This is a genomic window from Flavobacterium sp. TS_SC_5 (assembly GCF_056156265.1).
The window spans coordinates 3,343,029-3,367,595 of the sequence record NZ_CM149588.1; the positions used below are offsets into that span (position 1 = coordinate 3,343,029).

General features: G+C 33.7%; 16 protein-coding genes and 1 tRNA gene. 10 read left to right on the top strand and 7 right to left on the bottom strand.

All coding sequences use genetic code 11. The features are described 5' to 3' along the window. Window positions 1-95: 95 nt before the first annotated feature. Complete coding sequence (gene fumC / locus AC0J6S_RS14405) at window positions 96-1,493, top strand: class II fumarate hydratase (RefSeq protein ID WP_474954442.1); 1,398 nt, start codon at window positions 96-98, stop codon at window positions 1,491-1,493. A 103-nt stretch (window positions 1,494-1,596) separates the two neighbouring features. Here the strand turns inward: fumC and AC0J6S_RS14410 are convergent, their stop codons facing one another. From AC0J6S_RS14410 to AC0J6S_RS14435, 6 genes are all read right to left on the bottom strand, one after another. Then, entirely contained in the window at window positions 1,597-2,595 is a 999-nt protein-coding gene (locus AC0J6S_RS14410) for an LLM class flavin-dependent oxidoreductase (RefSeq protein ID WP_474954443.1), read from the bottom strand. Between the two features lie 215 nt (window positions 2,596-2,810). Next, entirely contained in the window at window positions 2,811-3,656 is an 846-nt protein-coding gene (locus AC0J6S_RS14415) for a DUF2911 domain-containing protein (RefSeq protein ID WP_474954444.1), read from the bottom strand. Between the two features lie 50 nt (window positions 3,657-3,706). Beyond that, window positions 3,707-4,381: an HAD family hydrolase gene (locus AC0J6S_RS14420; RefSeq protein ID WP_474954445.1), complete on the bottom strand. Its 675-nt coding sequence runs from the start codon at window positions 4,379-4,381 to the stop codon at window positions 3,707-3,709. A gap of 83 nt (window positions 4,382-4,464) precedes the next feature. Then, window positions 4,465-5,178, bottom strand: coding sequence for a tRNA threonylcarbamoyladenosine dehydratase (locus AC0J6S_RS14425; protein WP_474954446.1), 714 nt, complete (start codon window positions 5,176-5,178; stop codon window positions 4,465-4,467). A gap of 17 nt (window positions 5,179-5,195) precedes the next feature. Continuing rightward, window positions 5,196-5,861, bottom strand: coding sequence for a TatD family hydrolase (locus AC0J6S_RS14430; RefSeq protein ID WP_474954447.1), 666 nt, complete (start codon window positions 5,859-5,861; stop codon window positions 5,196-5,198). Next, window positions 5,861-6,463 (bottom strand): DUF1684 domain-containing protein, encoded by a 603-nt coding sequence (locus tag AC0J6S_RS14435; protein WP_474954448.1) that lies wholly within the window; start codon window positions 6,461-6,463, stop codon window positions 5,861-5,863. Before AC0J6S_RS14435 ends, AC0J6S_RS14430 begins: the two co-directional genes overlap by 1 nt. 96 nt (window positions 6,464-6,559) lie before the next feature. Between AC0J6S_RS14435 and AC0J6S_RS14440 the strand changes: the two genes are divergently transcribed. The 4 genes from AC0J6S_RS14440 (at window position 6,560) to AC0J6S_RS14455 (ending at window position 10,744) form a co-directional block, all read left to right on the top strand. Beyond that, on the top strand, window positions 6,560-7,777 hold the full coding sequence (locus AC0J6S_RS14440; RefSeq protein ID WP_474954449.1) for an MDR family MFS transporter: 1,218 nt from the start codon (window positions 6,560-6,562) through the stop codon (window positions 7,775-7,777). A 300-nt stretch (window positions 7,778-8,077) separates the two neighbouring features. After that, a complete protein-coding gene (locus tag AC0J6S_RS14445) occupies window positions 8,078-8,446 on the top strand; it encodes a BlaI/MecI/CopY family transcriptional regulator (RefSeq protein WP_113633657.1) in 369 nt (122 codons plus the stop codon). Between the two features lie 23 nt (window positions 8,447-8,469). Continuing rightward, on the top strand, window positions 8,470-10,527 hold the full coding sequence (locus tag AC0J6S_RS14450; RefSeq protein WP_474954450.1) for a M56 family metallopeptidase: 2,058 nt from the start codon (window positions 8,470-8,472) through the stop codon (window positions 10,525-10,527). Between the two features lie 76 nt (window positions 10,528-10,603). Beyond that, window positions 10,604-10,744 carry an SsrA-binding protein gene (locus AC0J6S_RS14455; protein WP_474954451.1) on the top strand — a complete coding sequence of 47 codons (141 nt, stop codon included), beginning with the start codon at window positions 10,604-10,606 and terminating at the stop codon, window positions 10,742-10,744. Here AC0J6S_RS14455 and AC0J6S_RS14460 read toward each other — a convergent pair. Next, complete coding sequence (locus AC0J6S_RS14460) at window positions 10,741-11,253, bottom strand: adenine phosphoribosyltransferase (RefSeq protein ID WP_474954452.1); 513 nt, start codon at window positions 11,251-11,253, stop codon at window positions 10,741-10,743. The two genes, AC0J6S_RS14455 and AC0J6S_RS14460, sit on opposite strands and share 4 nt — an antisense overlap. 102 nt (window positions 11,254-11,355) lie before the next feature. On the opposite strand from AC0J6S_RS14460, the gene AC0J6S_RS14465 reads away from it, so the two are divergent. The 5 genes from AC0J6S_RS14465 (at window position 11,356) to AC0J6S_RS14485 (ending at window position 24,566) form a co-directional block, all read left to right on the top strand. After that, window positions 11,356-11,429: transfer RNA gene (locus AC0J6S_RS14465), tRNA-Arg, on the top strand. 909 nt (window positions 11,430-12,338) lie between these two features. Next, the gene (locus tag AC0J6S_RS14470; protein WP_474954453.1) at window positions 12,339-15,218 is read left to right on the top strand and encodes a helicase-related protein; all 2,880 of its coding nucleotides are present in this window, start codon (window positions 12,339-12,341) and stop codon (window positions 15,216-15,218) included. An 11-nt stretch (window positions 15,219-15,229) separates the two neighbouring features. Then, window positions 15,230-16,981: a hypothetical protein gene (locus AC0J6S_RS14475; RefSeq protein ID WP_474954454.1), complete on the top strand. Its 1,752-nt coding sequence runs from the start codon at window positions 15,230-15,232 to the stop codon at window positions 16,979-16,981. Beyond that, window positions 16,962-20,012, top strand: a complete 3,051-nt coding sequence (locus AC0J6S_RS14480) for an Eco57I restriction-modification methylase domain-containing protein (protein WP_474954455.1) — start codon at window positions 16,962-16,964, stop codon at window positions 20,010-20,012. Before AC0J6S_RS14475 ends, AC0J6S_RS14480 begins: the two co-directional genes overlap by 20 nt. A 3-nt stretch (window positions 20,013-20,015) precedes the next feature. After that, window positions 20,016-24,566 carry a sacsin N-terminal ATP-binding-like domain-containing protein gene (locus AC0J6S_RS14485; protein ID WP_474954456.1) on the top strand — a complete coding sequence of 1,517 codons (4,551 nt, stop codon included), beginning with the start codon at window positions 20,016-20,018 and terminating at the stop codon, window positions 24,564-24,566. Window position 24,567 lies beyond the last annotated feature (1 nt).

Genomic DNA, 24,567 nt, shown 5'->3' on the forward strand with positions numbered 1-24,567 from the left:
AATCATTTCTTTTTGAAAGTAAAAAGAAAAGGATTTTCATTCCCATCAGGGCTAAAAAGTAGTAAAAGACATAATTATTCCTAAATAACAACAAAATGAAATTCAGAATAGAAAAAGACACCATGGGTGAAGTGCAAGTTCCAGCTGATAAATATTGGGGCGCACAAACAGAACGTTCAAGAAACAACTTCAAAATAGGCCCATTGGCTTCGATGCCTAAAGAAATCATTGAAGGTTTTGCTTATCTTAAAAAAGCAGCGGCTTATGCCAATTGTGATTTAGGTGTTTTGCCAGTCGAAAAACGCGACGCCATTGCTGCCGTTTGTGATGAAATCCTAGCCGGAAAATTAGATAATGAATTTCCATTGGTAATTTGGCAAACCGGTTCAGGTACGCAAAGTAACATGAACTTAAATGAAGTTGTTGCAAATCGTGCACAAGTTCTTAAAGGATTCAACATTGGCGAAGGCGAACAATTCGTTAAAGCCAATGACGATGTAAATAAATCACAATCTTCAAATGACACCTTCCCTACCGGTATGCACATTGCGGCCTACAAAGCAGTTGTTGAAGTTACTATTCCCGGAGTTGAAAAATTAAGAGATACACTACATGCAAAAGCAGTTGAATTCAACAATGTTGTAAAAATAGGTCGTACACACTTGATGGATGCTACTCCACTTACGTTAGGACAAGAAATTTCAGGGTATGTAGCGCAATTGAACTACGGATTGAAAGCTGTCAAAAATACTTTAGCTCACTTATCAGAAGTGGCTTTAGGTGGAACTGCTGTTGGAACCGGATTAAATACTCCAGAAGGATATGATGTAAAAGTAGCAGAATATATCGCTGAATTTACTGGACATCCGTTTGTAACTGCCGAAAACAAATTTGAAGCTTTAGCAGCACACGATGCTATCGTAGAAACTCATGGAGCATTAAAACAACTGGCTGTTTCTTTGAACAAAATTGCTAATGATGTTCGCATGCTTGCTTCTGGACCACGTTCAGGAATTGGAGAAATCCTTATCCCGGAAAATGAGCCGGGATCTTCCATCATGCCCGGAAAAGTAAACCCAACACAATGTGAAGCATTAACGATGGTTTGCGCACAAGTTATGGGGAATGATGTTGCCATCTCTGTTGGAGGAATGCAAGGGCATTATGAATTGAATGTTTTCAAACCATTGATGGCTGCAAATTTCTTACAATCAGCTCGTTTATTAGGTGATGCTTGTATATCTTTTGACGAACATTGCGCACAAGGTATTGCACCTAACTACAAACGCATCAAAGAATTGGTTGACAATTCATTGATGTTGGTTACGGCTTTGAATACTAAAATTGGATACTACAAATCAGCTGAAATTGCTCAAACTGCACATAAAAATGGAACAACTTTAAAAGAAGAAGCAGTACGATTAGGATACGTAACTTCAGAAGATTTTGATGCTTGGGTTAAACCCGAAGATATGGTAGGAAGTTTTAAATAATAAATTATCAATGACATATTGATAATTATGAGTAATAAATTAATAATCCTGCAATGTTTAACGCTGCAGGATTATTTTATTTTTAAGAAGGAAATAAATACTATTATATTGTATCGATAACTTCTTTCATTATTCGAATGTTTTTCAATTTATCGTCATGATTAAAAATCGGGCTGGTAATCATCAATTCATCGATTTTAGTATAATTAATAAACTGTTTCAATTCGGCAACTAATTTTTCTTTACTTCCTACAAACGAGCAAGCAGTCATTTGATTGACATGAAAATGCTCTTCTTCGCTCATAATTCCATCGAGGGAATCAACTGGCGGCTGCAATGGTTTTCTATCATTCCGAATCAAATTCAGAAACATCTGAGTCAAACTCGTTGCTAATTTTTCGGCTTCTTCATCAGTATCAGCAGCTATTGCATTTACACAAGCCATCGTTTTGGGTTGGTCTAAATATTCCGAAGGCTCAAAATTATCTCGATAAAACTGAAATGCCTGATACATCTGTTTCGGTGCAAAATGTCCTGCAAAAGCATACGGTAATCCATTGGCTGCAGCCAAAGCAGCGCTGTCCATACTAGAGCCTAAAATCCAAATAGGAACTTTTGTCCCTTCAGCAGGAAAAGCACGCACTTTTGCAGTAGCATTGTCCTCCGAGAAAAATTCCTGAAGCGCAGCAACATTTTGAGGAAAGCGTTGCGATTGCTCGAAGAAATCTTTCCGAATCGCTTGTGCAGTTAATCCATCCGTTCCTGGCGCTCTTCCCAATCCTAAATCAATCCGGTTTGGATACAGTATTTCAAGAGTACCAAATTGTTCTGCAATAATTAACGGCGCATGATTGGGGAGCATGATACCACCAGAACCTACACGGATGTTTTGCGTTTGACTGGCAATATAACCAATCAAAACAACCGTCGCTGTACTGGCTACATGCGCCATATTATGATGTTCGGCTAGCCAAAATCGTTTATATCCTAAATTGTCAGCCAGTTGTGCTAACGCTTTTGTTTTTTGTAGTGTTTCGCTTGCATTACTATTTTCGGTGATTATTGCTAATTCTAATAGGGAAATTGGAATATTTTTTGTCATTATAAATTTCAGATTTTAAACAAAATTAGGCAATTACGGAATCTCATTAAATTTTGAGGTGTTAATTGATTTATAATATTTAAAACCACCCGAAAATTGGAATATAAATCTTTGATAAAAAAAAATGGTTTTCCAAATATCAGGATAGCGCATAAAAAATCCCATCTCTTTAACTATAATGGAGACGGGATTTTATTATAAAACAGTGAGGGTAATTAGTTCTTACTCCACTCTGCGATACTATCTTTATTCATTTTTGCGTAGTCTTGGTTTTTAGCAATTTCAGCCGCCGCAAGGGATAATTTCGCAGTTTCGATTGCTCCTTTTTTATCACCAAGTTTAGCTTGAATCAATGATTTCAATCTATTATACCAAAACGGTTTGTCTTTTGTCATATCCAACGCTTTATTTATGTAAACTAAAGCTTTTGCATTGTCGCCATTTGATTGGAATAAAAATTGAGCTGCAGAAAAATAATCAGCAGCAGCTGGTCCAGCTAATGCTTTATCGATATTTGCTGTTGCTTTTTGTTGTGTAGGCACTTCAAATTTTACTGCTGCATACGAGTTCTCCCAGTATATTTCTAAAAAGGCAAAATTATTATCTAAACCACTAATTCCAATAGTGAATGTTTCTGCACTCTTATTCAAAGTTTCTGGTTTAACCGTAGCTCTAAGTGCTACATTTTCTTCTTTCCACTCTTCTGGATTACCCCAGTTATCAGTAGTTTTGTAGAAAATTATTTCCCAACTTTCTATTTTTGGAACTGTATACAATGAATATTTTCCTTTTTTCAAGATTTTACCGTCAATAACAACATCGTCGCTAAAAGATACGGTTGTATTTTCATTAGCCCCAGTTCTCCATACTTTTCCAAAAGGGATTAAATTTCCAAAAACGGCTCTTCCTCTGGCACTTGGTCTTGAATAATTAATTTCTACAGCTGTCAAACCTACTTCTTGCATGATGGTAGATTTTGGACTGGATTGAGGTGTTTTTACCTGAGCTTCGATGGTGAAATTTGCTATAATAATGGCAAATACAATGATTATTTTTTTCATGTTTTAAATTTTTGTGTCATCAAATTTACAAATTCAATGGCTTTCAAATGTTAATTATTCCTTAATTTAGAATCAATATTGGTAACAGCTTCAAAACCCAATTCGTTAAAGTGATTAATTACAACATCAGCTTCCGATAAATCTTGCGCCTCAGAGTGAATACTGTTGTAACCCACACAGAAAATTCCGGCAGCTTTCGCCGCTTTTATTCCATTCGTGCTGTCTTCAATAACGATACAGTTTTCTTTTGGTGCAATTGACAAACTTGCGGCATGTTCAAAAATTGCAGGATGTGGTTTTGATTTAGGAAAATCTTCTCCGCTTACCACATGCGTAAAATACTCATGCAATTTAAACCTGCTAAAAACACGTTCAATAGTAACTTTGGATGCCGAAGAAGCCAGAATCAATTGCATGCCATTTTGATATAATTCTTTAATAAGATTTTCAACACCTTCCAATAATTCCAAATCAGCCTTACTATCAAAAGCATCATTAAAGATGTTTCGTTTTCTTTGAATCAAATCCTCTACTTCTTGTTCTATAACGAAAACTTCTTTCAATTTCTGAAACGTATTTCGAGTAGAAAAACCGGTGAATGAAGTATACATTTCCTCTGTAACAGGAATATTCAACTCATCAAATTGTTTGAAATAAGCATAGCGGTGTACGGGTTCAGTATCGACAATTACACCATCCATGTCAAAAATTACGGTTTGTATCATTTTTTTAGATTTTTAGACTCTTTAGATTTTTAGACTTTTTAGATTTTTTAGAACTGAATACTAAAAAAACTGAATTCTGAACACTATTTCTTAAGTAAATAGCGAATCACGGTTTCTGCAGCATACAAGCCAAATAACCCAGGAATATAACTGTTTGTTCCGTAAAATGATTTTTTGAAATTGGATCCATCGGTCATTTTCAAACTCGTTTCATCCTGAATTTCAGAAGAAAAAACCACTTTTAGTTTATCAATTTTAAATTCTTTCAATCGTCTTCGAATAGTTTTAGCAAAATAACAATTCACAGTATTCGTAATATCTGTTACTTTCACTTTAGAAGCTTCCATTTTCCCGCCAGCGCCCATACTGCTTATAATTTTGACTCTTTTTCGTTTGGCACCAATGATCAAATTTAGCTTTGGAGTCACGCTGTCAATGCAATCTAAAACATAATCAAATTCCTCTGAAACAATTTCGAAAGCACGTTCCGGCGAAAGAAATTCCTGTACCCGAGTCAATTTCAATTCTGGATTGATGTCCTTTAATCGATCACCAACAACAGTAACTTTTGGTTGTCCCACGGTCGAATGTAAAGCAGGTAATTGGCGGTTTACATTGGTAATATCAACTACGTCACCATCAATAATAGTCATGGTTCCCACTCCTGCTCTTGCCAAAAATTCAGCTGCAAAAGAACCAACGCCACCCAATCCTACAACCAATACATTTGCATTTTTCAAATTATCTAAACCTTCTTTTTTGAATAAAAGTTCGGCTCTTTCTGTCCACTCTGCCATTGTTTTTTGTTTAAAGTTTAATGTTTTTGAAAAATTTTGAAATCAAAAACTTCATTAAAATTTGTATTCACTTTTTCTTTTATTTCTGAGACTGAAATTCCTTTGTATTTTGCTGCCAATTCATAAACTGCCTCAATTCCTTCCTCAACCGTATCCGTTTCCAGAAAAAATCGATTATCAGGAACGCTTTTAAAAACAGCTTCCAGTTCTGGATTGAGCAATAAATATTTCCCAAACGAAATATAAAATCCATTGTCCAGTATTTGTTTGGCGACTTGTATATTTTTCGAAAATCCATGAACCAGCATTGGAACTGAAATATTCAATTTTTTCTTAATGGCAATCAGTTCCTGAAAAGCCGCAACGCAATGTATAACCACTGGTTTTTGATATTGCTGTGCCAAAAGCAATTGTTTTTCGAAAACCATTTGTTGCAATTCCATCGGAATATCGATGCGTTTGTCCAATCCGCATTCGCCTACAGCGAGACAATTTGCCTCTTGCAATTTACTTTCGATTATCGCCAAGTCAGCTTCTATTCGTTCTTCAACGATAAACCAAGGATGAATCCCGATGGAATAATTCGGAATTGTTGCATCAAATTCCTGAGGATATTGATTCACTAATTCCAACACATTCGGTTGATTAGTCCATTTATGCGTATGCAGATTAAAGAATTCCATTAGTCGTGAAATTTTTTAACTCCTGCTTTTATTTCGATATCCAAATCATTTTCCAAAGGAACTTTTGGACAGGAATATTTGTGATTATATGCGCAATATGGATTGTATGATGTATTAAAATCAATTACGATGGTATCTCCTTTTGGAATTCTTAAATCGATATATTTCCCGCCAATGTAGCTTTCCTTGCCTGAAGTCAAATCGGAAAACGGCAGAAATAAATAGTCTTTATACTCCTTCTTTTTTGAAAGTTCAATGTTTTTATAGACATTCAGTTTAAAATCCAGACCGTCAATTGTAAAAGAAAGTTCGCCATATTTGACATACAATGGTTTTCTGTCTGTAGACGTTTCCATTTCAAATGGTTTCTCTTTTTGAGTTCTGATAAACTTTGCGACCACAAAAAAAGTTTCGCTTGCAGGGTAAAAATCAAGTGTTTTGAACTCTGCTAAATCTTCTGCAGTCAAAGGACTTTTCTTGGCATCCGCATATTCTTCGTTCAATTCCTTTTGAAATTTGGCAACAGCCGAAACGTCAAATTTATCTTGGCCAAAGCCAATATTCAATTGTAATAAAATAAACAAAGTGAATAGCGTTCTCATGTTTTTATTTTTATGCAAAAATAGTTTAAAAGTTACTAGGACACAAAGGCGCATCGGAACAAAGTTTTCTACCTTTGTGAAATTATAACTCATTATATGTTTCAAACAGCTTTTCAACGTTACATAAATAATTTCAAAGGCTTCACCAGAGAAATTTGGATACTTACCCTAATTACTTTTATCAATCGCGCTGGTACCATGGTCTTGCCCTTCTTATCAAAATATCTAAAAGAAGATTTGAGTTTTTCCTATGCACAAGTCGGATGGATTATGGTAGCTTTTGGTTTTGGTTCCATGCTTGGTTCGTGGCTTGGTGGCAAATTATCTGATAAAATAGGTTTCTATAGAATAATGGTTTTCAGTTTGTTCACCAGCGGAATACTGCTGTTTTTAGTACAATACATTCGAACATTTTGGGGATTATGCATTGGTATGTTCGTCATTATGACCGTTGCTGATATGTTTCGTCCCGCCATGTTCGTTTCCTTAGCGACCTACGCTAAGCCTGAAAATCGCACCAGAGCGCTGACTTTAGTTCGATTAGCGGTAAATTTAGGATTTACAGCTGGACCGGCTTTAGGAGGTTTGATTATCATGAATTTAGGCTACAGCGGATTGTTTTGGGTAGATGGAAGTTCTTGTATTATTTCAATATTAATTTTTACCTTATTAGTAAAAGAGCGCAAAAAACCAGCCGATTTAGACTCCGCAAATAGCGAAACCGAAATACCTGCTTCCGTTTTCAAAGACAAGATATTCTGGATTTTTCTCTTTATCTGTTTTATAACGGCCATGCTTTTCTTTCAACTTTTCACCACTTTGCCTTTATATCACAATGAAAAATTTGGTTTAACCGAGTTTCAAAGCGGACTTTTATTATCCTTAAATGGGCTTTTGATTTTCTTTCTCGAAATGCCAATTGTAAGTATAAGCCAAAGAAAAAACATCGATAAACTCAAAATTATACTTTGGGGTTCGTTGCTGATGTCTCTAAGTTTCTATGTTTTAATGATTAATATGTGGGCAGGAATATTAATTGTGAGTATCCTTTTTATCACTTTTGGAGAAATGTTCATCTTCCCGTTCTCTAATTCTTTTGCGTTAAGCCGAGCGCCAAAAGGACACGAGGGTCGCTATATGGCACTGTTTACAATGAGTTTCAGCTTGGCACACATTGCAAGTTCTAAGACGGGACTAGAAATTATAGCCACTTTTGGCTATCAAGCCAACTGGTTTGTCATGGGAAGTTTAGGGATTTTATCAGTCGCAGGCTGTATCTGGCTGCAAAAACTCGTTCAAAAAGAACAAAACTAATTCCATTATCATTCTTTGGGCGTGACCCTATAAAAAAAAGGGGCTTAGCAACAACATCGTTACTGGCCCCTTTTCTTTATAGCTGTCGTCCCGAACTTTCGGGATATACGCGCTACTTCGGTAGCTAGCTTTTATCCCTCACATAACCATATTTTCATAATAACGTCTCTGATCAAAAGATTTTCCAGTTTCCAGAAACTACTTAAAGAAGTTAAAAAAACTATAAAAATAGTTATTAAACTGCATTTATAGTTGTGCAACTATAAAATTAGTTGTAAGTTTGATTTAAATAAAAAAATCATGCAAAAACTGACTAATAAAGAAGAAGAAATCATGCACATTTTATGGAAGCTCAAAAAAGCATTCGTAAAAGAAGTCCTTGCAGAAATAACAGAAGATCAACCGCATTACAACACACTTTCAACCATTGTGCGCAATCTCGAAGAAAAAGGTTTTGTTTCTCACAATGCCTTTGGGAACACGCACCAATATTATCCTATAGTGAGTTTAGAAGATTATAGAAAGCGCTTTATGAGTACGGCAATCGATAATTATTTTGATAGTTCTTATAAAAATATGGTATCGCATTTTGCCAAAGAAGAAAAAATTTCTGCAGCTGAATTACGGGAAATTTTAGCCATGATTGAAAATCAAAAAGAGGAAATATAAACTATATAGTAACAACAATATTTATGGAAGCATTCTATATTTATCTTATCAAATCCAGTGGATTAATTGCGCTGTTTTATTTGGCTTATCATTTTATGTTGCGAAAAGAAACCTTTTTTACCAGCAATCGTTGGTTTCTGTTACTGGGTTTATTTACTTCCGTTCTTTTGCCGTTAGTCGTTTTTACGAAAATAATCTGGGTCGAACCTACTCCTGTAAATTATGATTGGTCATCATTACCTATAACTACAACTGTAAATGAAGACCATACAGAAGAATATATTTATCTTGGATTAGCAGTGCTGTACTGTATGGGTGCATTATTTCTATTAACTAAATTTGGTTTTGATTTTTACAGTTTACAAAAAGTATTTAAAGGAAAAATAATAAAACGTCAAGCCGATTTTAAATTCATTGACTTACAAGACAACCTCGCTCCGTTCTCATTTTTTAATACTATCGTTTACAATTCGTCCTTATACAGCAGTTCCGAACTAGAAAATATTTTGGAACATGAAAAAGTGCATAGTGAGCAAAATCATACTGTTGATGTATTGATTTCAAGACTGTTTTGTATCCTTTTTTGGTTCAATCCATTTATTTGGTTGTACAAAAAAGCGATTTTACAAAACCTAGAATTCATCGCTGACAGCGAAGCCTCAAAAAAAATATTAGACAAAAAAGCATATCAATTCACATTTTTAAAAATAACAACACACGAAAATTGTGTTGCCATTACTAATCATTTTTATCAATCATTAATCAAAAAACGAATTGTTATGTTAAACAAAAATCAATCAAAAAAATCGAATTCCTGGAAGTACACGCTTGTTCTGCCGGCTTTAGTAGCATTTGTATCTTTATTTCAAATTGAAGTAGTTGCTCAGGAAAAAGTATATTTCCAAGCATCAACAAAAATTATAAAAACAGATGAACAACCAAAAGATGTTTATGAAATAGACAAAAACACTACTGATGAAGAACTAGAAGAAAAATCTAGGAATTTAAAAGAAAACTATGCCATTATAGCTGATTTTTCCGGTATCAAAAGAAATTCTAAAAACGAATTAACCGCCATTAAAGTTAATTTAAAAAAAGGAAAAGAAATTGCTCAGAAAATGGAAACAAAAGGAAATGAAGCAATAAATAAATTTGCCATTATAGTGTCTAAAAATAATAATGGGATGCTTTCTGTAAATTTTGGTTCAGATGAAAATAGCAACAATCAAAAAAGTACGCCTATTGCTCCTAATGCCCCGTCAATAATCGAAAAGGAAATTTATATCGACGGTAAAAAAGTGAGCAACGAAGAATTAGATCGCAGCAATCCGGATGACATAGCCACAATGAATGTCATTAACGAGAATAACAAATCTATAATTAAAATTGTAACAAAAGAAAAAAGAGCAGAAAGTATTAGTCTATTTAATTTTAATACTCCAGCAACTGATTTAGGTATAGAAAATGTAGATCCTAACAGTTTAAAAATTATTCAAAAACCAAAAAACACCTATACAATTACAAAAAAAACTACTGAAATAAATGGTGTTCCTGGTGATGCAGAATATTTTATTGACGGAAAAAAAGTAAGCCCGCTAGAGGCCGAAAGTATGAATCCAAATCATATTAGCTCAGTTAATGTTCAAAAAGAGGGGACTTCAACTAAGAACTCAATCCGTATTATTACTAAAAGCTATTTGGATGCGAAAGAAGTGATACCAGAGCTACCATCTCCTCCTGCTCCTCCAACTTTTAAATCTAAAGCTCCAAAAGTAGACCCTGCTAAAAAGGATAATCAAGGTTGGGGAATTAGTTTTGAAACCTCTGCGCCAGAAGACAATATTACGAGAATTCAAAATGATAAAAATGTCGACTATAAAAAAGCTATTATCATTATTAATGGAAAAATCAGTGATTATAAAGCTTTGAATAAATTAAAGCCAGAGGATATTTTTTCAGTTGGTGCTCAAAAGCCATCAAATGGACCTGAAAGCACAAAACAGAATGCGTTAAAAAAATATGGAAAAAAAGCATTGAATGGGATTATTGAAATTGAAACAAAAGAATTTCATAAAAAATAAACTCCCATTAATAACCCCAAAAGACGGTCCCCATCAAGACCGTCTTTTTTTATATCTTTGTCCAAAATAAAACTGTATGTATAAAATTCTAGCCAAAATAAACAAAGTCATTTTACCAAGTTTCACAAAGAAGCGTTTGGATTTGGCAAAAGCCAAGAAATGGCAAATGGCAATTATTAGTTTTAGGTACTACGTAACGACGCGTGCGCTAGATTAATACGTAATTGCAGCAAAAATTTCATTTCCCTTGATTTTTGCCCTTCCATTCAAGAAAGCTAATTCCATCAGGAAATTGCATTGCACGATTTCTCCGCCCAATCGTTCCACTAATTCACAAACTGCTTTCGCCGTTCCGCCAGTTGCCAAAACATCATCGTGAATCAGGATTCTATCCCCTTTTTGAATCGCATCGGTATGAATTTCTAAAGTATCTGTTCCATATTCTAAATCATAAGTCGCCGAAATAGTTTCATAAGGCAACTTGTTGGGTTTTCGAACTGGAATAAAACCAACATTCAATTCCTGAGCAATCAACATTCCAAAGAAAAATCCCCGACTTTCCACTCCTATTACCTTGTCAATTTTTTTGTCTTTCAAGGACGAAATCAGTATTTCAAGACATTTCTTCCTTGCTTTGGGATTAATTAGCAACGGAGTGATGTCTTTAAACAAAATTCCTTGTTTAGGAAAACCCTGAATATCACGGATATAATTTTTCAACGCCATATTTTTTTTATTTTTTACAATTTTACACTTGCAAATTACACATTTATACCTATATTTGCACCCGCTAAGACGCCTTAATTAAGACATCAATAGCAACAAAATGGCCTTGTGGCGCAACTGAATAGCGCACTTGATTACGGCTCAAGAGGTTACTGGTTTGAATCCAGTCAAGGTCACAAAACCCCAACAAACGTTGGGGTTTTTTTATGTTTTTTATCGAAAAGTGTACTAAATCCGAGAATTTTTAGCTAATCTACTAAAAAAACATCAAAAAGCAAATATAACCCAGTACACTGTTTAATACACTCCTGAGTACACCGTTAAAAATACAATTATAGAATCCAAAAACTAACTTACTTTTTTACGACTAATTTTCTAATTCTTGTATTCCAATTTGAAGTTGACAAATCAATTTGCATTAAGCAGCATTTTTTAAACACATTATTATTAATATCGGCAGTCTATCTTAATGTTCGTAATTATGCTTACTGTAAATAACCATCAAATACCATTTTGGACAAAATTCTAATTCTAATTTTAATTTTGCGTTTTGTTACTTATCGAAAAAGTTTTGAAGTAGCTTTTTTATAAACATCGCTTTTTGCTTATCATTTTGGATAAAGAAATACATTTCGTGATATTATCTTAAAATTATTTAGTAAACAAAACACTAAAATACAAAAGCAAAAATAAAATAATCAAAATGTGGAAAACCGTAAAGTGATTCCTTTTAAAAATTTTATTTTTGAAAACTAATCCTTAAAACCTTTTTCTAATAGCTAATATTAATTGTATAAAAGTGTATAAGCTATTCATAAATTAAATAGTTTATTCTTATAAAAACATATAAATTTACAGTTTTACATATATTTTAAGAACACCAACTAAGAACATCAATGGATAGTTTTATTACGCATACCTAGTAATATATAATTTTAAACAATACTTGTAAATGAGTGAATCAAAATTTAAAAAATATTTTGGATATAACAGCCAATAAGATTAATTTATATCTCCTTCAAGCAAGTTATTTCACAACAATTTTACGAATTATTGAAACAAGCAAAATAAAATAATTTTATTTAATGAATTTTACACCAGGCCAACGCATCACTACTCGTGATGAAGATTTTATAATAAATGATAGCACTGAAAATAATGGTAATTGGATACTGAAAGTAGAAGGAATTTCTGAATTGGTAAAAGGGAAACGTTTTATTTTCGATACCAATATTGATAAAAACATACGAGTATTAGATCCTAGAGAAACGCAATTAGTTGCCGATATTGATTATGGTTACCGTAAGACAAAGCTGTTTGTAGAAAACCAAATAAGGAATTCTTCTGTTTACAGTAAACAAATTACCATTGCGCATAAAGCGGCTTTTAACCTAGCTGACTACCAGTTAGAACCTACTTTAAAAGCTTTCGATTTACCAAGGCCAAGATTATTAATCGCTGATGGTGTAGGTCTAGGTAAAACGGTAGAAGTCGGTATTTTCCTTTCAGAAATGATTAAACGTGGAAAAGGAAAGCGAATTATGGTACTGGCTCTTAAATCTATTTTAGCGCAATTTCAACAAGAAATCTGGAACCGTTTTTCCATTCCTTTGGTACGATTGGATTCGGATGGGATTTCTAGGATTAAATCTGACTTACCAACCAATAAAAATCCTTTTGATTATTATGACAAAACTATTGTGTCTATTGATACTTTAAAAAATAATGCCAAGTTCCAGCATTATATAGAAAAAACAAAATGGGATATTATTGTTATTGATGAATGCCATACTGTATCTAATTCTGCATCACTTCGCGGTAGCTTAGCGCAATTACTTAGTACTAAATGTGAATCTCTTATTTTAACTTCTGCTACACCCCACAATGGTAAGAAGCAAAACTTTGCCAATCTTATTAATATGATCGAACCATTGGCAATTAAGGATGAACAAAACTATTTTAAAGACGATATTGAACCCTACTATGTTCGAAGATTTAAAAACGATATCGCTGATGAAGTGGTGCGTTCAAATTTTCAAGAACGAGCGGTTCAATCGATTCATGCAGACTTGTCAGATGCGGAAAATGATTTTTTATCTATTCAACAAAAAATAAAATTTACCGCTTTAGAAGGACTAAATTCCGACGATGTCACTGACGATCTCTTTGGTAAAAAAACAAAAAAGGGAAAAAAGAAAGATTTACTTTTTGCCATCGGTCTTTTTAAGGCTTATATGTCATCTCCAGAGGCTGCCTTGAGTACAGTAAAAAACCGCATTCAAAAAGTAAAAGAGGTGGAGATTCGAGAAGAAATCGTGGAACAAAATTTAGACCTATTAGAAAACCTTAAAGATCAACTTGAAACGATCATTAATTTAAGACTAGATACTAAATATGCTGCTTTTCGCGATGAACTTATTAAATTGAAATGGAATGGTAGAAAAAATGATTTTCGAATTGTGGTCTTTGCAGAACGTATTGAGACATTAAAAGCATTACGTCAAAAATTACAAATAGATTTTAAGTTAGATAACGAAGTCATTGCTGATTTTCATGGTTCTTTAACTGATATGGAACAACAGCGCATTATTGAAGACTTTGGTAAAGCCGATTCTAATTATCGTGTTTTACTAACTTCAGATGCGGGTTCACAAGGGGTTAACTTACACTACTATTGCAATCACATGTTCAATTATGACATTCCTTGGTCATTGATAACATTAGAGCAAAGAAATGGGCGTATCGATCGTTACGGACAAACCAAGACTCCATACATTCATTACATCATTGCTAAATCGGATCTTGAGGGACTCAAAGATGATTTACATATTGTCAATAAACTAAAAGAAAAAGAAGAAACGGTTTATCAATCTTTAGGGGATGCTGCTTCTGTTTATAAGCTCTATGACGCTACTTCTGAGGAAGATTTAGTTTTAAAAACGATTGCTACGGGTAATATTGATTTGCTAGATAAACCAGCGGTTCAGGAATTAACTGATGACTCCTTTGATGCTTTGTTTAATGATGCTACCCCAAAATTACAAGTAGCACACCCTATTGCAGAAATGAACTCTTTATTTGAAGATGAGAAGTCTTATTATTCAGCATTAATAGAACAACTAAAAACCGATAAATATTTAAAATTTGATGATGCTACATTCGAAGGGAATTTGTTAGAAATAAAAAACACCAAAGAGCTCAATCGCATTCTTTATGATTTACCTATTGAAGCAAAACCGATCAAAAAAGAAGGAGTATATCAACTCTCACTTGATAAAGACGATGTGCAAAAAGCTATAGAGGAAGCTCGAAAGAAAAAAGGAGAATGGTCGAAGTTTCAGATGTTATATGAACTGCACCCTGTGGTCAAATATTTAATGACACAGTTAGAAGCTTCTGTAGATAAAGATGTGGCACTAGTAGCAAAGTTGTCTCAAGTTACTTCCAACACCGCTTTTTTCCTGATACAGGGAATTGTAGCTAACAATCTGGGGCAATCTATTTTATCAGACTTTTTTGTAATCCCAATGTTACTAAACGGTGGTTTACGAGGCAGACCTATTCCTTTTGAAGATTTTGTAAAAGAATACCATCTAACCGATAATCTTTACACGCAAGAAATTCCAGAGTCAGAATTGAGTCAATTGCAAACCATTCTACCGCAAGCTATCGATTTCGCACATCAACTTCACATGGATCAAGAGCAACAAAAGCTTCAATTAGACATGGAGAAAAAAATGGCGGTATATGAAGAAAAATTAAAGAATTGGAAACATAGTAAAGAAAACCAAATACGATTGGAGTTTGCCGATGCTGTAGAAACAGGTTTTATTAAGAAAAGAAAGAAGGATAAAGAATATCAAATGGAAACGATTCTTAATAACTCCAGTCAATATTTTAAAGATTTGACCAGCTTAAATGGGCATCCATTTTTAAAAGTAGTAGCCGTTTTTTACAACAACTAAAAGAAATACAAATGATTCATTTCATTAACAATATAGGCGATTATTTCACTTCCAACTATTTTGACGACAACTTTACCAAAAAAGTAATCGACAAATCAGGTTTTAGTGTCGAAGCAATCAAAGAGTTCAGTAAAACAATTGGGCAACTTAAACCGGAATACTTTAAACTCAAACAGAGGTTTATTGAAAATCATCTACGTACCAAAGATAAAATCAATTTATCTAATGCATTTCATTCCAAAATATTAAGTGCTTTAGGCTATGATGTTGCGTGCGATCAATACGAAAAACCTTTTTACATTAATGACAAATCGGTCTTGCCGGTTAGACAAATCCTTTACCGTGGAGCTAAACCGCATTTAATGGTAATGGAAATGCATGCCATGATTAAAACCTCTGACGAAGAACCAGATGGCCTTTTTGAACAAGCCTATAACTCAAATAACGATCTAGAAGATAAGTTTTCAAAAGAACAAAAATACCATCGTGCACAATGGGCAGATATTTTTACTGTTCCTGAGGGGGTAAGTATTTCTCCAATGATTATCAATCAGGCAATAAATGAATTGTTTTTGATGCCCGAAAATAGCCGTCCAAAATACGTGCTACTTTTAGCTGGTAATCAATATTTTTTATTAGAATCCGATAAATGGTTTAGAGGTTCTTACCTACAATTAGACCTAGAAGCCTTGTTTGATGATGCAGCGATCAACAAAGATTATTACGCTGTTTTTTACCTCTTGCTTGGCAAAAAATTACTTGCTCCTACGGCCGATATGATTTTAATGGAACAATTGGAAGAAGATGCACACAAAGCAGCCTATGAGGTAACCCAAGATTTAAAAGAAGGTGTCATTCATGCCGTAGAATGCCTGGCTAATGAAGCCGTATTTAACTGGACAGCACAGGGATTCAATCAAGATGAAATAGATGCTACCAAGCTGAAAGACGACTGCCTAAACATGGTGTACCGTCTCTTATTTTTGTTTTATGCCGAATCTAGAGAAGATTTAGACATACTGCCTTCTAATGACGAAGTTTATGAACACGGCTATTCTCTAGAAATGTTACGCGATTTAGAACAAGTACCTTTGGTTACTGAATCTAGTATCAATGGGTATTTCTTTCATGAATCTCTTTTTCAACTTTTTAAGTTATTAAATAGTGGTTATAGAGAACATGATGGCGTAAATAAGAGTTTCAAGATCAGGCATTTGGACTCTCCTATGTTTGCTCCCGAGAACCTGCATTACCTCAACCGAGTTAAAATTAGAAATCAAGTGTGGCAAGATGTGATTTGCCAATTATCACTTTCTAAAAAACAAAACAAAAAAGATCGTGGCCGCATATCCTATGCTAATTTAGGTATCAACCAATTAGGATCTGTTTACGAAAGCTTACTGGCATTCCGCGGTTTTTTGGCAGAAACCGATTATATCGAAGTACACCGCAAACGAAAGAAAAACGAGAATTCAGAACAAGTTGTGCGTACAGATGGCTCCTATCTGGTACCTCGATTCCGTTTAGATGATTTTGACCACAATGAGGTATATCATACCGAAAAAGCAGATGATACAGAAGAGTTAAAGGTAATCCCTAAAGGAACGTTTATTTACCGTCTTAGCGGTCGCGACCGTCAAAAATCGGCTTCGTATTATACACCTGAAGTACTCACGCAGACTACCGTAAAATATACGCTCAAGCCTATTTTAGAACGCTTGGACAAAGGTGAAATGAAGGCGCTTGGACTTGCTGGATCTTAAAATTTTAGAACCCGCTATGGGAGCTGCCGCTTTTCATAACGAAGCGATTAATCAATTGGCGCAAGCTTATCTTACCTACCGCCAGCAGGAAATGAAAAAGCAGGTAGACCCCAATCAATATCAACAGGAAATTCAAAAAATAAAAGCCTACATCGCGCTAAACAATGTCTATGGTGTCGATCTTAACCCTACTGCTGTAGAGCTAGGAAAGCTTTCTTTATGGCTTAATGTGATACACAAAGACATGCAAACCCCATTCTTTGGTTATCGATTAGGGGTTGGAAATGCCGTGGTGGGTAGCTGGCTCAAAGTATATAAACACAAAGATTTTTCGTTTGAAGCCAAAGGAGCAACTGGTTTTGTAAAAAAAGAATGGTGGTATACAGCACCAAAACATTTAGAATTTGGTAAAAAAGGAGTGCTAAGGGCAGCAGACGAAATATATCATTTCTTATTACCTGATGTGGGAATGGCATCTTCTGGAGGTATCAAATTGCTTAAAGAAAGCTATGCCGCTGAAGCCAAACGTGTAACCGACTGGCGAAAAACCTTTTGCGAACCTTTACGTAAAGAAGAGTTTGAACAATTACAAAAAATAGCCAATGCTGTTGATGCCCTATTGCTAGAGCATTATGAAATTCAAAAAAATATTGGTCTTGTTACTCGTGCCAATACTGATTTTTTTGGAAACCAAGAAGAGGTACTAACTTTCGATTTTCAATCCTATTCGTACGAACAGAAACAAGCTTTTGCCGAAAACAGACTGAAACCTAATGCGCCCTACCACAAGCTAAAACAGCTTATGGATTACTGGTGTAGCCTCTGGTTTTGGGATGTGCGTGATGCAAAAGATTTGCCTACCCGTGCTGAATGGTACAGCGATTTAGTACAAATTTTAAATATCGATCTCGATGATATCCATGAGGTAAATACTGAAGATGAAAATGCGATACGTGATTACCGAAAAGATAAAAGGGCGATAGCCAAGCAATTGACCGATGCCTTAAAGCAATCCTCCTCCTCACTTTTTGTTAATGATAGAGCTGTATTAGTAGCTAAATATGCCGAGCAATATAAATTCTTTCATTATGAACTAGAATTTATAGAAGTTTTTCGCGAACGCAATGGTTTTGATATTGCCGTAGGAAACCCGCCTTGGTTGAAAGTGACTTTTGAAGAAAAAGGTTTGATGTCTGAAATTTATCCTGAATTAGAGATTCGTAAAATTTCAGCTTCTAACGTAAAAAAACTTCAATCAGAATTTCTCAACAATAATGATCAAAAATTAATATATTTTGAAGAAAATATCGAAACAGAGGCAGTTTCCTTTTTTATGAAAGCTCATCAAAATTATCCATTATTAAAAGGACAACAAACAAATATTTATAAATGTATTTTGTTTAATGGTTTGATTTTGATACGAAAAGAAGGGTTTCTAGGTTTGATTCATCCAGAAAGTGTTTATGACGATCCGAATGGTCAAGAGTTCAGGAAAGTGCTTTATAAAAAACTAAAGTACCATTTTCAATTTGTAAATACTCTAAAACTATTCTCAGAAATACTACATTGGGTAACTTATGGAATTAATATATATGGTGAAAACGGTGATTTAATTGATTTTTATTCAATTAATAATCTATATCATCCTTCAACCATTGAGCTATCTTTAAAAACAAAATCTATAGAACCTTGTGAGGGTTTAAAAATTAAGACTGAAACAGGCTACACTTGGAATACTAAGCCTCATCAAGATAGAGTTATTAATATAAATGAATCTACTTTAAAAATACTGTCAAAATTTAGTGGAGATATAAATGAATGGTTTTCAAACAAGTTGTTAAGTATACATAGTACGCAAGTCATATCAATTATAGACAAGATAGGAAGTTTAGATTCTAAAATTGCAAATATTGAAAGCAAGACTTCTATGGGTTTTGATGAAAATAAAGCACAGGAATTGAATCATATAAGAAAAGAAACAAAACAAGGATCTATTGAGAAGTCAAATTTCGTGCTGAATGGACCGCATTTTTACGTTAATAATATTTTTTATAACACTCCTAGACAAGAATGTAATAAACCTTTAGATTACGATTCAATAGTATTATCTAAAATTGATGAGAATTTTTGTAGTAGATCCAATTTTCACTTAAATGAAAAATTAAAATCAATAAATAAAGAAGAATTAAATTTCAAAAGTATTTGGGATCAATATAAGATTGTTTTTAGTAGAAGACTCAGTCTTTCTGGAGAGCGAACTTTGCAAAGTTGTATTGTGCCTCCAAATGTTTCTCACGTTAATAGTGTTATTTCTTTGACTGTCTTCAATCAAAACGAATTGATTTATTTGGGATCCCTTTTAGGATCTATTGTATATGACTTTTATTTGAAAACAATTGGTCGTGGAGATCTTTATGATTTTGTATTAAAAGATGTGCCGATCCCTAGAGTAATTGACTCTAAGATTTCAAAATTACTTAAGAATAGAACATTATTATTGAATTGTTTAAGTATACACTACTCCGCGCTATGGAAAAACTTATATAACGGAGATATTACTGAAGATTCATGGTCTATAGAAGATTCTCGTCTTAAAGCATTTTCTGATCTAACGCTAGAATGGACATCGACAACTCCATTGCGTAATTATTTTGAAAGAAGAATGGCATTAGTAGAAATTGATGTGATTACTGCTATGGCACTCAACCTCAACTTAGAAGAGTTGATCTTGATGTACAACATTCAGTTTCCTGTATTGCAACAAAACGAAGATGATACTTGGTATGATACCAAAGGAAATATTGTATTTACCTGTAGCAAAGGACTCGTAGGTGTTGGCCTCGACCGCGCAGATTGGGACAAAATAAAAGAGCTGCCTGGAGGCGAAACGCATGAGCACACCATTACCAAATCAGAATTATACCAAGGCGAAAAAGTAACCTATTATGCCCCTTTTACTAAATGTGACCGTGTAGAAGATTACAAAAAAGCTTGGGCACATTTTGAAGAACGTTTTAATGAAGAAAAATAAATTATGAGCCAACTAACCACCGAAGGAATAGTAAAATTAGTTAATAAATGGAGGGATACCTATATATTAAATCCTTCAACATTACTATCAGGCTATAGACAAGAAAATCAAACAGTAGCCGACTATAATGGACGTCAGTTACTAGAATTAATGCAAAATGCCGATGATGCACAAAGTGACTGCATCTACATAGAGTTGGATACTAATAAAAAGTCACTTAGCATTGCTAACAATGGCACAGCCTTTAGTTTAGATGGTGTGGAATCTTTGATGTATACAGGACTTTCAACAAAAAATAAGGTTGAATTTATTGGTAACAAAGGTTTAGGATTTCGTTCCATTCTCAACTGGGTAGATCAGGTAAGCATTCTAACACAGGAAGTGAGTTTTCGTTTTTCTAAAAGTTATTCCGATCAATATTTTGATCAATATATTGCTATTGAAGAAGTAGTAAAAGAGCGGATTCAAAAAGAAATAGCTGAAAAGAAAATAGGTTTAGTTGAAAAGCCTATTGCCGCTTTGGCATTTCCAGAAATCATTGCACAAAAAGACAATGAGTTTGTGACTAACGTCATCTTACATTTTAAGGAAGCTGAGTTGCCTAAAATTGAGGATCAGATTGAGGCAGTTAGTGAAGAAATCCTATTATTTCTGCCAAATATCAAAAAAGTGGTTTTAAATAAAGATGGGGAAAGAATAGAACTAAACAAATCATTAGATGAAGAGCAAGAAATCATTATTAACGAAAGTCATTGGAATATATTTCGATCACCAGAACAAACTTATAATGAAACTACAAAATTCAAATACTGTATTGCTTGGAAAGACGTTTGGGATATCGAGGGAATGTTTTTCAATTATTTCCCTACCGATGTAACAACCGATTTGCCTTGTATTATTCATGCTACATTTGACTTAACCAATAATCGAAAAGAAATCAATGATAATGCACAGAATACTTTTATACTCGCTGAAATTGTAAATGCGTTAGGAATCATTGCAGAGCAACATTTAAAAACAAGCCCACCTGATTGGCGTGCCTACCAATTTCTTACTCAGAAGCTTGCGAACAGTCGTAAAGTACTGAAAACTTTTTATGAAAACGTTAGGTCAAAAAGAGAAAACATTGCCTGTTACCCTACCCTAGATGGTCAATATGTAACAAAAGAAGAAGTGATTTACCACGGTGACGCATTTTCTACTTGGGTAGAAGAAAATGGATTTGGGAACTACTTTCCAGGATTATTGAAAAAGCCTATTGAAAAATTGAATATTGCTAAACGATATACTGTGCAAGCATTTTTAGAATTGGTGCAAGAATTGAATCTCTCGCTGAATTTAGAACAAAGAGTAGCACTGATTGGGATCTTAGCAAAAAACGAGAATGGCTATTTTAACGATTTGCATAATAACTCTATACAACTGCCACTTTTATTAAATACTAAGGGTGAGGTTGTCCCCTCGAACATCAGAGTTTTTACAAAGGATACTGACGAAAGCGAATTGGAGTTTCCTGATTACATAAAAGACCATATCCAATTTATTTCGACAGATCTGTATATTCAATTAAGACAAACATTCAATGAAGAAATCAGCGCTCGAAAATTAGAAAGTGAAAGTGGTGATGCCAGAGCAATAAAACGTTTTTTGGATCCGATTATCAATATTGGTTTGGATGACATTATTGGAGTTATTCAACAGATAGTTTCGGAAACTAATAAAACTCTAAAAACAGCACCCAATCAGCAGGATATTATTCAGCAAATGGTGGTTTCCTTATTTTCAATTTTTATATCCAACCCTAAAAGAAGAGGAAATCTATCATCTATAGAAAAAATTCCTTTACTGTCACGCACCAATGAGCTGCAGTATGCAGACGAATTGTATTTTGGAAAAGAATACGCTGCAGGAATAGATACCGAAAAAATATTTGAAGGTATAAAAAACGACAAAGACTATTTAGCCAGTAATGACTTCTTTAAAATAACTGCAGAAGAGGACGTGATAATCAATTTTTTTAAATGGTTGAATGTTAATTTATATAGTAAATTCGAGATAATCAAAAAAAATCTAGGACGTTGGGAGCATGATGAATACTCTAAAATCATACTGTCTTTACACAAAGAACAAAGGACTGATGTGTTTAAAAATTATACTGTTAAGTCCATTAAATCCTTTTCTGATATATTAAAAAACAAAGCTTTTTCTATTGAAAAACTAATTGCCTGGATTGCTAAAGACGAACAATTATTAGAACAAATGCGTTATACTAGTTCTGATCAGTTTGATACCCAATTTGGAACAGAGCGAAAAGAGATTCATCATAAACCATCGTATTTATCATCTCAAATTTTCACGTCAGGAATAACTAACAACGTAGTGGCTTCTATGCCTATTGGAGGTTTAAATACATTTATATCTATAAATACAACTGACTCCTTTTTTACAGATTTAAAAATTAAAGAATACACAATTCAGGAGATTATAGACTTGCTACATATTAAAAAGTCATTCAATGATTTAAATCCAGAGCATATCTATCAAATGTTACAAAATGACCAACGTCAATTTGAAGTGAACAGTCAGTCGTTTTACAAATTACTCTATGACTATTTTAGAGCCAACGAACATACCAAATTGGAATCTTTTCAGCCCAATTTTACGAATATTGAGTACTATTGTAGAAAAGGTGGCATTGGTAAAGAGTATAGTTTAATACCTGTCAACAACGTTTATTATTCAGATAACAAACTGCTTCCTCAAAAAATATTGGATAATTATTGGTTTATCAATTTACCTAAGCGTATGGGAGAAAATAGAGTTACAAAATTTTTCGGTGTCCATCTAATTAAGGACATTATTGCTGACATTAAGTTTAATGTGGGTAAAGAGAATAAGGTAACTGATGATTTGAATGATTACATCAATCGCCTTAAACCTTATTGGTTGAGCTATCGATTAGAAGCACTGAACAAAGATGCCAAAACAGACACAGCTCGAAATCTTAAGGAACTAAAAATTCAAGTTGTTGAAGAAGCTACTTATACATTATCTGATGGAACAACGCTAAGTTTTGATAATTTCGATTTCATACCAAAAGATAATTTGGTAATTCTAAAATATTCTGAAAATACAGATTATGAAAACTTAAGAAATCAATCCCATTTTTGTGATGTAATAGCAGAAATCGTCTGCGTAGTATTTAAAGTAGCAGATCTTAAAAACACTTACCGACGCATATTTAAAGATGGTGTAAAGGAAACGCTTCACATTTTACAATCAGACGAAAAGGAGTATTTAATTGAAGAGGCTAAAAAATTATTAGGTATCAGCGAAGAAGAATTAAGTTTCTGGAAAAAAGTATTCCCAGGAAAGATTACTGACGGTGATAACGAATTGTCTTTTATAAATTCTATTACAGAAAATATTGGTGTGCCATTGCCTCCATTTTATAAAGACATTGAATTTTCTAATCTAGGAACTAAAACTGGAATTGAATTTTTAAAATGGTTGTCCAATCAGGTTACTTTAAAACTAGAGGATGTGATCACGGCAAAAACACTGGAAAGCTGGCATAAACAACAATTCAATAATTACATCAAGGACTATTTAAACCTTTTTGAAAAACTGCTTTGGATAAAGTGTACTGAATCTTCAGATAGAACCGAAAAAGAAAAATTCTTTACTAATTTTACCGATTTTGATAATGAAGCCGCTAGTATATATGCTCATTTTGCAAACCAAAATAGTATTATTTTAGAACCCAAGTACGGTGATCTAGTAATAAAATGGAGTGCGGATAAATTTAAAATCGACTTAAATCAAGTTATAGAAAAGGAAATTGATGTTAGTACTAAATATAAAAAGACTCTGAAAGCATACTCCTTTGGTGAAAGTATCTACGATATGGAACAAATTATCAAAAAGGAAAATCCTTCACTCTACAGTTTAATGTATTTTGATGGGTTTGAAAATGAGGTAAAACTAGAATGTGATAAACAAGCAGCTGCTAAAACTGCGGAGTATGGAGATCCAGATGGAGATAACAACCCAGAAGACATCACATTAGACATTGTTGAAAGCGCTTTACTAAATGGTTCCTTTTCCCCTTCCAATGGTTCAAAATCTGGTCATAAAGGAGGTTCATATAACTCCAAAGGAGATAGAAACAAAGCAGCTTCAGGAAAAAAACAAGAAAATCGAGTAAAGAGTTCTTTATTAAAAGAAGGATATTTAGTCAATCATGTTTCTACTAAAACAGATGGGAAGCATTATGATTTAGAATATAAAAAAGTTGGAGACATAGAATGGCGCTTTTTAGAAGTTAAAAAAGATTCCGGTGGCTATTTTTTTCTTAGTAAAGCAGAAAAACAAACAGCAATTAGTAAAACAAATGTCGAAAAATACGATATTGCCATAGTAGGTGAAAGTACGATACATATTATAAAAAGTCCTTTCAGTTTTACTGACGAATCTTTTGAAAAAAATTCAAAGTTTCATGCAGAACCTACTGAGTATAAAATAAACTTTAAGATTGAAGATCATATAAATTAAC

What these genes read in the sequence shown, in the direction of transcription:
- AC0J6S_RS14410 (WP_474954443.1), bottom strand. Translation starts at nt 2,595, where the DNA reads ATGACAAAAAATATTCCAATTTCCCTATTAGAATTAGCAATAATCACC.
- AC0J6S_RS14445 (WP_113633657.1), top strand. Translation starts at nt 8,078, where the DNA reads ATGCAAAAACTGACTAATAAAGAAGAAGAAATCATGCACATTTTATGG.
- AC0J6S_RS14450 (WP_474954450.1), top strand. Translation starts at nt 8,470, where the DNA reads ATGGAAGCATTCTATATTTATCTTATCAAATCCAGTGGATTAATTGCG.
- AC0J6S_RS14425 (WP_474954446.1), bottom strand. Translation starts at nt 5,178, where the DNA reads ATGGCAGAGTGGACAGAAAGAGCCGAACTTTTATTCAAAAAAGAAGGT.
- AC0J6S_RS14435 (WP_474954448.1), bottom strand. Translation starts at nt 6,463, where the DNA reads ATGAGAACGCTATTCACTTTGTTTATTTTATTACAATTGAATATTGGC.
- AC0J6S_RS14415 (WP_474954444.1), bottom strand. Translation starts at nt 3,656, where the DNA reads ATGAAAAAAATAATCATTGTATTTGCCATTATTATAGCAAATTTCACC.
- AC0J6S_RS14485 (WP_474954456.1), top strand. Translation starts at nt 20,016, where the DNA reads ATGAGCCAACTAACCACCGAAGGAATAGTAAAATTAGTTAATAAATGG.
- AC0J6S_RS14460 (WP_474954452.1), bottom strand. Translation starts at nt 11,253, where the DNA reads ATGGCGTTGAAAAATTATATCCGTGATATTCAGGGTTTTCCTAAACAA.
- AC0J6S_RS14470 (WP_474954453.1), top strand. Translation starts at nt 12,339, where the DNA reads ATGAATTTTACACCAGGCCAACGCATCACTACTCGTGATGAAGATTTT.
- fumC (WP_474954442.1), top strand. Translation starts at nt 96, where the DNA reads ATGAAATTCAGAATAGAAAAAGACACCATGGGTGAAGTGCAAGTTCCA.
- AC0J6S_RS14455 (WP_474954451.1), top strand. Translation starts at nt 10,604, where the DNA reads ATGTATAAAATTCTAGCCAAAATAAACAAAGTCATTTTACCAAGTTTC.
- AC0J6S_RS14430 (WP_474954447.1), bottom strand. Translation starts at nt 5,861, where the DNA reads ATGGAATTCTTTAATCTGCATACGCATAAATGGACTAATCAACCGAAT.
- AC0J6S_RS14440 (WP_474954449.1), top strand. Translation starts at nt 6,560, where the DNA reads ATGTTTCAAACAGCTTTTCAACGTTACATAAATAATTTCAAAGGCTTC.
- AC0J6S_RS14475 (WP_474954454.1), top strand. Translation starts at nt 15,230, where the DNA reads ATGATTCATTTCATTAACAATATAGGCGATTATTTCACTTCCAACTAT.
- AC0J6S_RS14420 (WP_474954445.1), bottom strand. Translation starts at nt 4,381, where the DNA reads ATGATACAAACCGTAATTTTTGACATGGATGGTGTAATTGTCGATACT.